We start from the raw sequence: 13,796 nt of genomic DNA, 5'->3' as shown, positions 1-13,796 counted from the left end.
AAAGACTTCGGAGATTACCCATGGCGAGCGCGCCGCAGCAGCCCCAATTGCCCCTGTTCTTCAACGACCTGATGCCGCTGAACAGCAAGGACCACAAGAACTACAGCACGCGCAGCATCGACAGCGCTCCCTGGCTCGCCAAGGCCCACGCCATTCCGCTGACCGTCGACGAGTTCGTGCAGGCGCAGCGCCACTATCCCATCGTCTTCTCGACCGGCGACAACCCGCTGCCGCTGGCGCTCATGGGCCTCAACGAAGGCGTGAACACCTTTGTCGACGATGAAGGCAAGGTCTCCGAGCCGGTTTACATCCCGGCCTACATCCGCCGCTACCCCTTCATGCTCGCCAAGCTGCAGCAGGACGCGACCGACCTGTCGCTGATGTTCGACCCGACCAGCGGTGCTGTCGGCGAATTCGACGAAGGCGAGCGCCTGTTCGATGACGAAGGCAACAAGACCAATGCCGTCGACCGTATCCTCGAGTTCTGCCAGCACTTCGAACAGTCGGCCCAGCGCACGCAGGCCTTCCTGACCGAACTCAAGGATGCCGGCCTGCTGATGGACGGCGAAGTCGCCATCCAGCGCGAAGGAGAGGAAAAGCCCTTCATCTACCGCGGCTTCAAGATGGTCGACCAGGAAAAGCTGCGCGACATCAGCGCCGAGAAGCTGGCCGAATGGCACAAGAACGGCCTGCTCATGCTCATCCATGCGCATGTCTATTCGCTCGAACTGATGCGCGTCGTCTTCGCGCGCCAGGCACAGCAGGGCAAGGCTCCGCAGCCGGCTGCCGCAAACTGATTTGATGCCTCCCTATCCGGGGGGACAACGATACGACGAAAAGAGGCGGAACCGCGCTGGAAGGGCCGGTTTCGCCTCTTTTCACATGCTTGAAACGGATGCGCGAAATACCCATTTACCATGTGTCGGCGGCGCTCCCCTCATGGCCTGCCGACATGGATGCATCATAGGTGCATCTCCTCCCTGAACCTTGGCCACCTCGTGCATCTTGCACGGGGTGGTTTTTTATGTGCGGTTATTCCGCGGCCTGCGGCAATTCGTCGCGGTGACCCATTTCGGCGACTTCAGCCGCGAGTCTGGCGACCATTTCGGCGAGCAGCCGGGCCACAGCGGGCAGGCGCGCGCAGGGCTCCTCCATCCGGCTGTCGAGATAGGTCGTGCGGCAAACCTCGACCTGCATGGCGTGGATACCGCGCCGGGGGGCCCCGTGACGATCGAGTACATAGCCGCCCGAGTAGGGACGGTTGTGTGCGACCGGGCGGTAATGCTCGCCCAAATGATTGAGCGCGGTAGCGACAAGCCGGCCATCGCAGCTCGCACCGAAACGGTCTCCGATGACGAATTCGGGAGTCACCTCGCCGGGATGGCGCTTGCGCAGGGGTGGCATGGAATGGAGGTCCACCAGCAATGACGCGCCCCACTGGTCGCGTAAGGACTCCAGCGCACTGCCAAGTGCCTGGTGGTATGGGCGGTGGATGGTCTCGATGCGGCTATCGAGTTCGGTGCGCGGCAAGGGGCGCTTCCACAATTCGCCGGAGACCGGCAACCTGCGCGGCACCAGCCCCAGCCCGCTCCGCGCCCGGCGGTTGGCGAGAGAGTGACGCATCCGCTCGGGTTGCTGCCCCGAAACCATGCCCCAGTCGACATCGTCGGGCGCGCGGTTGAGGTCGATGATCGCCCTCGGCACATTGGCCCGGATAAGCGCGGCGCCGCTCAGGCGGGCAACTTCGGCGGCCAGCGTGTCGACATGGCGGTCCTCGAGCCGCAGCCGCAACGACGGGTCGCGCATATTGGCAAGGACATCCTCGGGGTAGTCCCGCCCGCCATGCGGCGCTGCAATCAGGACCGGAAGGCCGGGATTGCTTGCAGTGACTATGTCGAAAGCCGCGCCCTGCCTCTCCTCGAAGCCTCGCGAATCATCGCCGGAAGGTCCGTTTTCGGGGCAGCTCATTGCTCCAATCTGGTTGCATGCACTGGACAAGTCAAAGAAAGGCGGTCTCAATTAGAGACAAAGCTGCAGGAACCGCAAGATTTGTTAAGCGATTTCCTCTATGGAGATGCCCATGAGTGAGCTGCACCAGAAACGAATCCTGCTGGCCGAGGATGACGAGGCCATGCGTACCTATCTCGAGCGCGCGCTCGGGCAGGCCGGTTATTCGGTCGACGCGGTGGACCGCGGCACCGAGGCCATCCCCCTGCTCGAGAATGACAATTACGACCTGCTGCTGTCGGATATCGTCATGCCCGAGATGGACGGGATCGAGCTGGCCCAGCGCTGCAACGAAATCAGCCCTTCGACCAAGGTGATGTTCATCACCGGCTTTGCTGCCGTCACGCTGAAGGCAAGCCGCGAGCAGCCGCATGCCAAGGTGCTTTCCAAGCCCTTCCACCTGCGCGACCTCGTCATGGAAGTGGAACGGGTGCTGGAAGAAAAGCTCAGCGCACAGCTTTAATTCGATCCATGTGCGATTGCCCCCTTGCGCGGTTTCACAGGCCTCGCTAAAGGGCGCGCCTGCCGCACAAAACGGCCTGTTCGATAGCGTGGGCGTATAGCTCAGTGGTAGAGCACTATGTTGACATCGTAGGGGTCCCAAGTTCGAACCTTGGTACGCCCACCATCGAACGAAAACCCGCCCTTCGAGGCGGGTTTTTTGTTACCTGGTCTATACGGGAGTCGGGGGCCTAGCCCTGCCCTTGCTTACCGCGATTGGCGACAATCCGCTTCAGCATGCGGAAGGCGCGCGCATATTCGCGCGGGTCGAGATAGGCATTGGTGCTGATATCGAGGTTCTGCCGCACTGCTCTGATCATCAGGCCCTTTTGCAGCACCATCGAGATAACGAGGCCGATCGAGACGCCATAGGCTCCAAGGTAAATCGCGAGCAGGATATAGGCCGGCATGGTGATGGCGGTAACCACCAGCATGACGCGCCTCTGCACCCGGGTATCGCCAAGCAGCAACAGCGATTGGCCGGAGAGGCCGCAATAGACGAAGAACACGATACCGCCGCTGATGATGGCGAGATGGTAATAGGCATCGCCATAATCGGGTCCGAAGATGAGCCTCAGGCCCGCCGGGCCGATGGCGAGCAGGAACAGGCAGGCGGCGAGGCAAATCACGAAACTGACCGAAGCAGTCGTCCGCAGCACACGTTCGAGCTCTTCCTTGTCGCCCTCGCGGTGCAGACGGATGAGGATGTTGGGTACTGCGCCCGCAATCATCGTCATCGGGCTGGTGAGGATGTTGCGCAGCTGGAAGGCGGCCACCATGCCGGCAATCGCCGCTGCATCGACCAGCGCGCCACCGATGACCACGGCGGCAGACACACCGGTCCAGTAGACCAGTGCCTCGCTCAGCATCATGTTGAAATTGTCCTGCTTGCGGCTGTTCATCGTGCGCGCGATGTCGCGGGCATCGAAGCGCATCCCGGTATGCCGCAGGAGGATGATTGCCGACCATAGCGCACACAGGACCGAGGCGGCGATGGCGACCCAAATGGCCGCTTCCAGCGTGAGCACACCGGTCGTCACGACCAGTGCAAAACCGGCAAGGATGGCAAGGCAGCGTATCATCCCGCCCTGTTCGCCCTGCCCGCTGAGGTTTGCCGATGCCCCTACCCTGCCGATACCGCGCAGCGCCTGCGCCGCGACCGTGTTCACCGACCGCGCCACCAGTAGGATGGCGGCGAGGAAGAACAGCCAGTCGCTCTGTCCCGCGATGTCGGGCAGCAGCCCGCGCCCGACGAAGTAGAACAGGATCGCGAGGATGAGCGAGAAGACGAAGGTGACGATGACCGATGCGTAGAAGATCGAGGGCTTCTTGAAGGTTTCGTCACCGGCCTCCGCCTCGCCCAGCAGGCGCACGACCGACGTCTGGAAGCCTGCCTGTGCGAACATGGCGAACAGGATGGCGAGGCTCGATAATACACCGAAGAACGCAAATTCCTCGCGCGTGAGCACGCGGGTCAGCCACATGCTTACACCGAGCGCCAGCGGGAAGCCGAGCGCCCTGCTGGCGGCAACCGCAGCCGTCGCCTTGAGAACAGTCCGGCGGTCGGCCTCGCGCCCCATCAGCGGTGCCAGCCCGGTAGGTCGCTGCCGAGCGACGCCTCGAGCTTTGCGATGTGCGGCGTATAATAGGCGTCGAGACGCTTGCGCATTTCAGGCGAGAGCTTTTCAGGCTTGCGCCCCATCTTCGCCAGCAGCGCCTCGTAGGGTTTGCGGAACAGCGGCAGCTCGAAAATGCCCGGTGCCATCCGCCTGAGGCGCTTGGCGGTCATTCGAAAGGCCCGTGCGACAGGATTCGCCAGTTCGATACTCGCGTTCTTGTGCGAAGCCGAATTGTCCGGGAGGCTGCGTTGCTCGATGCCGAGGAAAGTGGTCAGGCGGTCGTAAACTGCCTGCGGCTTCTGGATGAGGTCCTCGAACAGGATGACCAGAAGATTGTCGCCGAACAGATCCTGATAGGGCTTCAGGTGGCGCGCATAATCGCCTTCGGCCAGATAGTTCGTGGCAAAAGCGGTGTCCCGCAAACCGTTCTCGCATTCGCCGATGGCTTCGTCGAAACTGGCCAAGGCGTCCTCGCCGCGGGAGCGAGCGTGGACCCATGCCGAATAGGCGCGATCGGTGGGATGACGAAGGACCACGACGATTTTGGCGTCTGGGCGCTGGGCATGAATGGACTTCGCCGTCGTATCATTGACGAGATATTGCGTGCTCGCGTCCCCGCGCAACGCCTCTTCGGGAGCATCCCGGTAAAGGCCAAGATAGGCGCTTTCGCTGCCATAGGGCAGCAGGCTTGCGAGAGGCTTCTCCCTGCTCCCGTCGCGCAAGGTCCACGCGCGGCTGTCGTCGCGCAGGAAGAAATGATGCGGCTCCTTCTCGTGCGGAAACCACGCTTGCTCATGCGCGCGCAGCATGTCGACGAGAGAGGTGGTGCCAGCCTTGGCCGCACCGATGATGTAGAAATCGGGAAAGGGGGACTTGCTCACAGGGACCCGTGACTATTCGGCAGGTTGGTGGGCAACCGGCCTGGCCGGTTTGAAATAAAGGCCGGATTCGCGCGAGGCATCATCCGCACGCGCCAGCGCACGAACCCGCGCATCGCGCCGGATAGCCTCGAGGGCGGCAAACAGCATCGCTCCGAACCATGGCGAATCCACCTGCGGGTCGAGCAGGTTGATGGCCATGACGAAAAGGAAGACAGCACGCCCGAAATCGGTCCCCGAGCCACGCCAGAAGGTGCGGTAGGCGCAGTAGAGCAACAGCAAGGTTACGGGCAGGCCCAATTCGGCCAGCAACTGGGTAATCCCGCTGTAGGGTTTGTTGGCCGAGGATTCGATCGCGTAGGATTTCTCCCGGAACCGCAGCATCAGCGGGGCGAGATAACGCTCGTGGACCTCCGAGGTGAACATGCCTGGCAGCTTCGGCAACTCGTGGATGCCGATGTAGCGGTTGACGGGGCTCGTCCAGATGGCCGGCTGGCTGGAAAACTGCCCGATTCCCGTACCCACCAGCGCGGTGTGCGGCTGTTCGGCGTAAAGCTTGCCGACAATCACGAAGGAATAGATCTTCGGGTTTGAACCATAAGCCTGCGCAAAGGCATCGTTGCGCTGCTCGGCGCGATACTGAAGGTATGGCACGAGTATCATCGCGATTGCTGCTCCAGCGAACAGGAGCGCACGGTTGCGGCGAGCGAAAATGGTCAGCGCCGCACCGCCGGCAAGGATGCCGAGAATGAAGTTCGGCACGAGAAAGTTCAGCGCCGCAACGATCAGCGACCAGTTGTCCCTCAAGGTCATGGCGCGTTTGCGCGAAAGGGCTTCGACGACACCGAAGAAGCCGATCATGGTGACGATTTTCGCCCCGCCACGGCCGAAGCCGCCGTTCCAATAGTCCGGCAGGTAGTGGACGTAGGGCAGCTTCAAGGGAAAGCCCATCTGCAGGAGGACGATAAAGCTGCTGATGGCTACAATCAGGTTCAGCGTCCGGATAAAACTGCGCCCGTTGACGAACCGGCTCGGCGTGAAAGCCAGGATTGCCGCCATGAACGGGAGGAACAGGGCCAGTTCGAGCCCCCATGCGGTAAAGGAGAACTTCAGGCCGAGCGCCCAGTTAACGAACGCCGAGAAGACGAGAAACGCCAGGAAGATGAGCGCCTTCGCGTAGCTGCGCGAGGACAGCCAGTTGATCATCAGCGCGGGAGCGGCAACATATCCTGCATAGCTGACCGCGACGCGCGGCACGGCCAGCGCAGCGATGAGCGGGAACTGGGCCGGAATACGCATCTCAGGCGCCGCCGGGCGAAAGCTGGATGGCAAGATCGGTAACCCGTCCCTTGCCAAGCGTCAGCGACAGGTGCTGCGTCTTGCAGCTTTCCGGCACGACAAACAACAATCCATCCGCATAGGGTTCGTTCAGGAGCACTGCAGAGGCCCCCTCTTCGGGCCTGACACAGCGTACGAAGACCTGGACTTCAGCCGGGCGTCCCGGTGACGAGTAAGCGGTGCCGGACTTCTGCGACTGCTCGAGACGCACCGTATAGGAACCCGGTTCCAGCAAGAGATAGCGCGATGCGAACCGGCGGCGCAGCGGATCGCGGTTGCGGGCCGTCAGCGTCCCGTCCTCGTTGCCCGGACGCACCGATACTCCTGCTTGCGAAGGGAATTGCCAGGTGAAGGGATCGGCCTGGTTGTCGGCAAAGGCAAAGCCCATGCCCTCACCGCCACTGTCGCAGCGCTGCGGCCAGAAGCCGAGTACTTCGTCTGCCCTGCTTTCGGACAGCAGAAGCCGCGCCACACGAGCGAGGCGCTCGCATTCGAGAGCGCCCTCTTCTTCGGCATAGGCAACCGTCTGCGCCACTTCGGGGCCGTATTCGGAATAGCTGTCGAGGAAACCCGTGACGGCTTCGACCAGCGGTTCACTTTCGGCCATGCGCTTGGCGATAGCGCGCCGCCCCTCGTCTTCCCTCACCGTCAGGCTGAGAAAGCCGTTGATGGCCTGCTCCTCGCGGCGCAGGCGCGCCAGCGCGTCGATGCGCTGCGCCACGACTTCCCAGCGCTGCGACGCGAGCGCGCTGCCGATGACCATCACCTGCGTATAGGTATCGCGCCATCCGCGCTGCGCAGCGAGGCTCAGCGCCTGTCCCGCCCGCGCCTCGTCGTCGGCCTCGATCGCCGCCACGGCGAAAGCCGCGAGATTGCCTGCATCGACAGGCCGATGCTTCAGGGTCGCGGTTGCCCGCTCGACCGCCATGTCCGGCTTCACGAGGGCGAGGGGCCGCGCGATATTGCCATCGGCAAAGCCGCCCAATCCCGGAGGGACCCAGGCGAGCAGGCTGATGCGATCACGAGATGCGCGGTCGACCTGGAAAACCGCGATTATCCCGGCAAGGACCAGGAAGACCGCGATACGCAGGGCCCATCCGGCGATGCGGGCGGGCCGCCCGCTCACTGGTCGTCGTCCGCATGTTCGTACTGGTAATAATCCGAGCCGTAGTAGCTGTATTCGCCGCTGACATTCTTCGGATTGAACTTGGTGAGGATGGCACCAATGACGTTGGCGTTGACCATTTCGAGGCGGCGCAGGGCCGACTTCACCGCACCGCGATGTCCCGAATGGGCATCGATGACCACGAGGATCGCGTCGGTATGCGCAGCCAGCGTCGGCGCATCGGACAGGCCAAGCATCGGCGGCGCATCGAACACCACCGAATCGTACTTGGTCAGCAGGCCGGCGATCAGGTCGTCCAGACGCGTGCCGCCGAGCAGGGCTGCCGGATCCGGCGGCATGGGCAGCGCGGTCATGTACGACAGGTTCGGATGGCCCGAGGGTACCACGACCTCCTCGACCGTCTTCTCCCCGGCGAGGACGGTCGTGAAGCCTTCCTGGCGGCGATTGTCGAGCTTGCGGTGAAGCGTCGGACGACGAAGGTCGGCGTCGATGAGCAGGGTCTTGCGACCGAGTTCGGCGAATTCCAGCGCCAGCTTGCCGGCCGAGGTGGTCTTGCCCTCGCCCGCCTGGGCCGAAGTAACCGTAAGCGTACGGGGAATACCCTCACCCGAGCTGTAACGAAGGTTCGTCACCAGCGACTGGTAAGCTTCGCTGACCGGCGACTTGGGGTCCTCCAGATCTTCTGCGGGTACATTGCCCTGGATCATCGGGATGAGGCCAAGGAGCGGGATACCGAGCTTGCGCTCGACATCTTCCGGCGTGCGCAGGACATCGTCGAACTGCTCGCGCAGGAAGACGAAACCGGCGGCGAGGAACAGCCCGCTCAGGAGTGCCACCGCCATGTTGAGCACGAGGTTCGGCGACGAGGGCTGGCGCGGCACCTGCGCGGTATCGACCATCGAGACATTGTTCGAAGTCGCCCCGGCAGTGGCGTTGAGTTCGTTGAAGCGCGTCAGCAGCGTGTTGTAGAGCGCACGATCGGTCTCGGCCACGCGCTTGAGCACGTTGTACTGGACACCGCGATCCTGCTCGTCGAGCGCGGAATCGCGTACCAAGCCGACCTGCGACTGGATCTGGTTCTCGCGGTCGCGAGTCGATTCATAGGCCAGCCTGATCGAGTTCTTGATCGACTGTCCCACGTCCTGGATCTGAGCGTCGATACGGTCGGCCTGCGCCTGAAGCGCCTGGACATTGGGATGCCCGTCGAGGTGCCGGGCCTTTTCTTCGGCCAAGCGCGCTTCGACGACGGCACGTTCGCGCACGAGCGAGGTATAGGCAGGGTTGCTCAGCACCTGGGGTATCGAGGAAATCGGCTGGCTGGCGACACTGCGCCAGCTGTTTTCAGCCATGATACGCTCGGCGGTCGCCTGCGAGGCGGCCATGTTGAGCTGCTGCAGGGTCTCGGTGGTAACCGAAAGCGTGGTCTCCTGATCGGCATTCTGGCCCTGACCGGGCACACGGATCAGGCCCGCAGCGCGCGAGAAGGCATTGAGGTCCTTCTCGCTCTGCTCGAGCTTGTTGCGCGCATCTTCGAGCTGCTGGGCAAGGAATTCGCGTGCATAGGCGCTGCTGTCGAACTTGCGGGCGAGGTTGGCCTCGATGAAGTTCTGCGAAATCGAGTTGGACATTTCGGCGGCAATGGCCGGATCCCCGCTCTTGAAATTGATCGAGACAAGGCGGCTGTCGAAGGGCAGCGCGACCGAAAGCCCGTCCATGACAAGCGCGATAGCGGTTTCGCGGCGCAGGCGGGCGAGGCCCGCCTCACCCGCATTGGCCAAACCTTCCGCAGTGTCGAGCTGCGGCAGCTCGGTTCCCTGCGCTTCGAAGAAATCCTCGCGGTCGGCGAGGTTTTCGGATTCGACCACGCGTTCGGCGAGACTGTAGCTTTCGATGACATCGACCTGCGTCTGCAGGAAGCGCTCGGTCTCCTGCGCCGGGACATAGGCCTGCGTATCCGCACCCTCGATAATCGTGTCGGCCTGCTGTTCGATGAGAACCTGCGAAGTCGCGATATATTGCGGGCGCATCAGGAGGGTGACGAGGACACCGACGGCAAGGGAGATGACCAGCACGGCCATGACGCCGATCAGGTTGCGCCTGATCGCCGCGCCGATGCGCCGCAGGTCGATGTCCATGAACACATCGTCGGATGCAGCATCCGTACCCATGCCTGTCACGGGACGTTTTGCAGGCGCGTCGGGATGCGCCATTTCATATGTTCCGCCGACCGGAATTCCACTAGACACTTATCAGAACCTTCTGAAAACGTTGAAGACCGGTGCGGCCGATTTGAAATCTTCCCAGGCGCCGCGGAGTGCCGAATAGCCGACGACAATGCGGTCGCCGCCGATGATTTCGGGGTCGGGAGCGCGGCCTTCGCGGATCGCGCGCAAGTCGAAGACCGCGCCATGACGCTCGCCTTCGATCATGCGGAAAACGATGACCTCGTCATCCACACCGGTGAATTTGAGACCGCGCGCACGGGCGACGGATTCGATAAGCGAGGAAGTGCCCGCAATCTCGTAAACGCCCGGCTGGACGACTTCGCCATCGACCGTGACACGCTGCGCGGCCGAGCTGACCACGCCGACGACGACCTGCGGATCGCGAATATAGCGCGTCCCCAGCCCGGCCTCGATTTCGTCGCTCAGGGTCTGCGGCGTCTTACCGATGACATTGAGTTCGCCGATGAAGGGGAAATTGATCGTTCCGGCCGAAGTGACCGCGATCTGGTCGAAAGTCAGTTCGGGTTCCTGAAAGGTACGGATCGACAGTACATCGAGAACGCCAATGCGATATTCACGCAAGGCCCCGTCCTCCGATTGAACCGGAATGACGCGATATGCCTCTTCCCCAGCGGGCAAGCCGTCGGACGGGCTGAAGCAGCCCGCGAGAAGCAGAGTGAGGGCCATCAGCCCACCTGCGAAAATCCTATTCAATGACCCGATCCCTCTTAATCGTCACCGGCGCCGTTAGCAGAGCCACAAGCAGTCCTGCAATGCATAAGACCGCCATATTGCGCAGTGGGAAATAGATGAGCGCCTGAAGCGCAATACAAAGCAGCGACAGTGCCGCCGCGAGCGTTACCGGGGCCTGAACCGTGCGCAGCCCCCGATAGGCGGAATAGAGCAATCCGGCAACCCAGGCGACCACCAGCAGGATGCCGAATATCCCCGCCTCCAGCGTGATTTCGAAATATTCGTTATGCGCCCTGGCGGCTTTCTTCGCCGGGAGCGTTTCAAGCGATTCCTCAACCTGGAACACCTCGTCGAACGTGCCCATGCCGCTTCCCACCGGCCAATAGCGCTCGATGCCGACCATGGTGTCTTCCCAGATATCCGGGCGGGAATCCTCGAAGCTCTCGAACCGCTCCCAGGTAGCGCCGAGGCGTTCGTTGGTCGCCATCACGAGCGCCGCAGCGCCGAGCAGCGTTATCACGCCACCAAGCGTCAGCCAGCGGGTCCTGGGCGAAAAGCGACGCAATTCCTTCCACCCCAGCCATGCCGCCCACAATCCGGGCAGCAGCAGCAGGGCGATCGCGGACCGCGAACTGGACAGGACAACGCCGATCACGAGCAAGGCAGCTCCAGCGGGGTAAAGCATCAGGTCGAGCGAGGTGCGCCTCTTGGATGCAAAGAGGCCGATCAGCGCGCACAGGCCGATGACGAGGAATAGCCCGCTGGCGATGTGCCCCACGAAGAAGCCGTAGAACCTTCCGGCATCATTGGTCTCATACAGGCGCAACGTGTCGCCTCCCGCTGCAAATTGCACCACGCCAAATGCGAAATGCAGGAATGCGAGCGCAACGAGGAGGACGAGCGCACTACGTCGCCAGTCAGCCTTCAGACCATGCGCCGAGAAGATGACGGCCAAGGGGGCCGCGAGTGCGAACAGCGCGATGAGTGTCCGCGCACGGTCGAGGGTTACGGGAAACCACCCGTCGCCCGCACCGATCAGGTCCCGCGTTTCGGCCGCCATCTCGCGGCCGGGCAAACCGCGCCACATTCCTGCAGGCAGCGGAACCAGTTGCAGGAGCGGAAGCAGGATGGTCAGGGGCACGAGGACCTTGAGCCACAGGGGCGCTTCAGAAAAGAACCGCCTCACCATGCCCGGCTGGAACAGGATCACCGCGAGGGCGGTGAGCTGCACGACGAGATTGGTCAGTCCGTGCCGGATTCCTCCGCCACCCAGGACCACTGCGATGACGAGAAGCGCAACGAGAGGCCAGCCCAGGGTGCGATGGACATGCAGCAGGCGCGCGACGCCGGAATGATTCTTCTGAGTCGGCACTAGACCCCCCACAGGATGGAACACCGCTACAAACAAGAAAAACCTCGCCGACCGGGGCCGGCGAGGTCAAGAATTCTTTTCGACTAACCGATTAGTCGGTGGTGTCGTCGTCCACTGCGATGATGATGCCGACGATGACGGCAACAGCAGCGAGAACAGCGAGGATGGTAGCCGAGCCACCGAGTTCGCTCTTCGTGGTCACAGTTTCGGTACCACGCTCAACACCCGACATCTTGACGGGCTGAACAGCGATGGCGCCGGTGTCGGCCGCACGGGTGCCGGCCTGAGCTGCGACGGGAACGACCGCCATAGCTACTGCACCGAGGCCCGAGAGAAGGCGGCTGGTCTTCATAGGTAATCTCCTAGTTTTTCTTCTTAAGCGAGAATTCGAACGGCTGGCTAGCAATGTTTCCCCCTAAGTGCAACCGGTTAAAATACGATTGCACCGGGTTATTCGCGCCCGCACAATGGAACCAAACACAAGAGCCCTCGATGGTTCCGCGCATGGCCTAATTATTTTATATTTCGGTATTTTTGCGCAGGATAGCCCCTAGTAGGCATTGGGATGCACAAGCACGCGGGCCGTTGCAAAAATGATACGGATGTCGGCCAATGGGGACCAGTTCCGGATGTACTCTAGGTCGGCGTTGAGACGGTCGGTCAAATGGTCCTCGGTCTCCGTCGCACCGCGAAAACCGCGGACCTGTGCCAATCCGGTCAAGCCGGGCTTGAGCGAGTGGCGCTGCCAGTAATCGGTATCGATTTCCCAGAACAACTTGTCGTTGGCGAGCGAACCCAGTGCATGGGGGCGCGGTCCGACGAGGCTCATCTCGGAGCGCAGGACGTTGAGCAATTGCGGCAGCTCATCGATACTGGTGCGGCGGATGAACTTGCCGATACGCGTGACACGGTCATCGTCCCGGGAGGTCGAACGGGCGCCTTCGGAATCCAGCCTGGCGACCTTCATCGAGCGGAACTTGAGCATGTTGAACATGATATTGCCCTGCCCCATCCGCGGCTGCACGAAGAACACCGGACCGCCGTCCTCCAGCTTGATGAGCAGCGCCACCACCAGCATGAGGGGGCCCAGCAGGATAAGAGCGGGTATCGTGAAAGCGAGGTCGATGGCACGCTTGGTCAGGCGGTCGCGCAGACCCAGGGGGCCGGCGGAAACGACGAGGAAGGACCAGCCGTCGTGCCTTTCAAGCGCAAGCGCTCCCAATTCCTGCAACGCTTCGGAAACGACCTCGCCTCGAACCCCGGCAGCCCGCATGATCCGTGTCCAGAAGACGCGGCGTTCGACCGGGCAACTGACGATGACCCGGTCATTGTGGAGCATTGTCCGCCCGAGCATGTCGAGCGCTTCGGGATTGGTTTGTGCATTTTCCACAAGGGCCGGATCGGCCGTCACTCGATCCGCGCCAGGCAGCCGGACATCCGGCCCGCCATCTTCGATGAGCAGGATATTGCTGACCTTGCCCCCGAACTGGCGCTTGATCTGGAAGGCGACGAAGACACGGACCACCGCCATTCCAAGGAAAGCGATGGCCACCGCGAGGGAAAAGGTGCTGCGCGCAAAATCCGCGCTGGTCCGCGCGTAAAAAGTGAGCACGAGAAAGAACATCACCGCAAAGGCCAGCGCCAGTCCCATGCGCCAGATGGCATGCCGCAGGTTTTCCAGCGCCTCGATTGAATAGACGCGGTTGTAGATGGCGATGACGAGGTAGATCGGCGCAGTCAGCTGCATGACCTGGATGGCCCGCATCGAAACATCCTCGCCGACATAGACCTTGCCCGCCAGCCAGAAGCTGCCGAAGCCGATGGCGACGTCGAACAGGAAAAGCATCGCGTAAAGCTGGATTCGACGGTGCTCCATCGAATCGCGAACCTTGGTGTCGAGATAATCCTTCAGGGACATGTGACAATCAATGCGAGCGGCAAGCGCGCGCAACAACTCGCTTTTTACAAAAATGGACCCGGCTGCGCGGTCGCCCCACCGCGCCGTGCGGGCGCTCCCCTAATCCAAGCAGCGGCTTG

12 protein-coding genes and 1 tRNA gene are annotated in these 13,796 nt (G+C 62.2%); 3 read left to right on the top strand and 10 right to left on the bottom strand.

Annotation, left to right across the window (positions count from 1 at the left end; translation table 11 throughout):
- The first annotated feature begins 20 nt into the window (after positions 1-20).
- On the top strand, positions 21-797 hold the full coding sequence (locus K3152_RS03165; RefSeq protein ID WP_221572563.1) for a SapC family protein: 777 nt from the start codon (positions 21-23) through the stop codon (positions 795-797).
- Positions 798-1,032: 235 nt separating this feature from the next.
- On the opposite strand, the gene K3152_RS03160 is transcribed toward K3152_RS03165, so the two are convergent.
- Positions 1,033-1,968: an N-formylglutamate amidohydrolase gene (locus K3152_RS03160; RefSeq protein ID WP_221572562.1), complete on the bottom strand. Its 936-nt coding sequence runs from the start codon at positions 1,966-1,968 to the stop codon at positions 1,033-1,035.
- 112 nt (positions 1,969-2,080) lie between these two features.
- Between K3152_RS03160 and cpdR the strand changes: the two genes are divergently transcribed.
- Together cpdR and K3152_RS03150 are read left to right on the top strand one after the other, a co-directional pair.
- Complete coding sequence (cpdR, locus tag K3152_RS03155; RefSeq protein ID WP_221572561.1) at positions 2,081-2,470, top strand: cell cycle two-component system response regulator CpdR; 390 nt, start codon at positions 2,081-2,083, stop codon at positions 2,468-2,470.
- A 90-nt stretch (positions 2,471-2,560) separates the two neighbouring features.
- Positions 2,561-2,635: transfer RNA gene (locus K3152_RS03150), tRNA-Val, on the top strand.
- Positions 2,636-2,699: 64 nt separating this feature from the next.
- On the opposite strand, the gene K3152_RS03145 is transcribed toward K3152_RS03150, so the two are convergent.
- The 9 genes from K3152_RS03145 to K3152_RS14105 all read right to left on the bottom strand — a co-directional run bounded on the left by K3152_RS03145 (position 2,700) and on the right by K3152_RS14105 (position 13,677).
- Positions 2,700-4,088, bottom strand: a complete 1,389-nt coding sequence (locus K3152_RS03145) for a lipopolysaccharide biosynthesis protein (protein WP_221572560.1) — start codon at positions 4,086-4,088, stop codon at positions 2,700-2,702.
- Positions 4,088-5,008 (bottom strand): sulfotransferase family protein, encoded by a 921-nt coding sequence (locus tag K3152_RS03140; protein WP_221572559.1) that lies wholly within the window; start codon positions 5,006-5,008, stop codon positions 4,088-4,090. Before K3152_RS03140 ends, K3152_RS03145 begins: the two co-directional genes overlap by 1 nt.
- 12 nt (positions 5,009-5,020) lie before the next feature.
- Entirely contained in the window at positions 5,021-6,304 is a 1,284-nt protein-coding gene (locus tag K3152_RS03135; protein WP_221572558.1) for a hypothetical protein, read from the bottom strand.
- 1 nt (position 6,305) lies between these two features.
- Positions 6,306-7,469, bottom strand: coding sequence for a hypothetical protein (locus K3152_RS03130; RefSeq protein ID WP_221572557.1), 1,164 nt, complete (start codon positions 7,467-7,469; stop codon positions 6,306-6,308).
- A complete protein-coding gene (locus K3152_RS03125; protein WP_247713130.1) occupies positions 7,466-9,679 on the bottom strand; it encodes a GumC family protein in 2,214 nt (737 codons plus the stop codon). The genes K3152_RS03130 and K3152_RS03125 overlap by 4 nt, the downstream gene beginning before the upstream one ends.
- 39 nt (positions 9,680-9,718) lie before the next feature.
- Positions 9,719-10,381 (bottom strand): polysaccharide biosynthesis/export family protein, encoded by a 663-nt coding sequence (locus tag K3152_RS03120; protein ID WP_247713129.1) that lies wholly within the window; start codon positions 10,379-10,381, stop codon positions 9,719-9,721.
- Between the two features lie 19 nt (positions 10,382-10,400).
- Positions 10,401-11,759 (bottom strand): O-antigen ligase family protein, encoded by a 1,359-nt coding sequence (locus K3152_RS14335; RefSeq protein ID WP_221572554.1) that lies wholly within the window; start codon positions 11,757-11,759, stop codon positions 10,401-10,403.
- Between the two features lie 91 nt (positions 11,760-11,850).
- Positions 11,851-12,069 carry a hypothetical protein gene (locus tag K3152_RS03110; protein ID WP_221572553.1) on the bottom strand — a complete coding sequence of 73 codons (219 nt, stop codon included), beginning with the start codon at positions 12,067-12,069 and terminating at the stop codon, positions 11,851-11,853.
- Positions 12,070-12,309: 240 nt separating this feature from the next.
- Positions 12,310-13,677: a sugar transferase gene (locus K3152_RS14105; protein ID WP_247713128.1), complete on the bottom strand. Its 1,368-nt coding sequence runs from the start codon at positions 13,675-13,677 to the stop codon at positions 12,310-12,312.
- Positions 13,678-13,796 lie beyond the last annotated feature (119 nt).

The organism is Qipengyuania polymorpha (assembly GCF_019711435.1).
Lineage (GTDB): Bacteria > Pseudomonadota > Alphaproteobacteria > Sphingomonadales > Sphingomonadaceae > Qipengyuania > Qipengyuania polymorpha.
This window is presented reverse-complemented; position numbering and strand designations above follow the sequence as displayed.

Excerpts from the sequence above, each read along its gene's own strand:
- K3152_RS03165 (WP_221572563.1), top strand. The coding sequence starts at position 21 with ATGGCGAGCGCGCCGCAGCAGCCCCAATTGCCCCTGTTCTTCAACGAC.
- K3152_RS03160 (WP_221572562.1), bottom strand. The coding sequence starts at position 1,968 with ATGAGCTGCCCCGAAAACGGACCTTCCGGCGATGATTCGCGAGGCTTC.
- cpdR (WP_221572561.1), top strand. The coding sequence starts at position 2,081 with ATGAGTGAGCTGCACCAGAAACGAATCCTGCTGGCCGAGGATGACGAG.
- K3152_RS03145 (WP_221572560.1), bottom strand. The coding sequence starts at position 4,088 with ATGGGGCGCGAGGCCGACCGCCGGACTGTTCTCAAGGCGACGGCTGCG.
- K3152_RS03135 (WP_221572558.1), bottom strand. The coding sequence starts at position 6,304 with ATGCGTATTCCGGCCCAGTTCCCGCTCATCGCTGCGCTGGCCGTGCCG.
- K3152_RS03125 (WP_247713130.1), bottom strand. The coding sequence starts at position 9,679 with ATGGCGCATCCCGACGCGCCTGCAAAACGTCCCGTGACAGGCATGGGT.
- K3152_RS03120 (WP_247713129.1), bottom strand. The coding sequence starts at position 10,381 with ATGGCCCTCACTCTGCTTCTCGCGGGCTGCTTCAGCCCGTCCGACGGC.
- K3152_RS03110 (WP_221572553.1), bottom strand. The coding sequence starts at position 12,069 with ATGGCGGTCGTTCCCGTCGCAGCTCAGGCCGGCACCCGTGCGGCCGAC.
- K3152_RS14105 (WP_247713128.1), bottom strand. The coding sequence starts at position 13,677 with ATGTCCCTGAAGGATTATCTCGACACCAAGGTTCGCGATTCGATGGAG.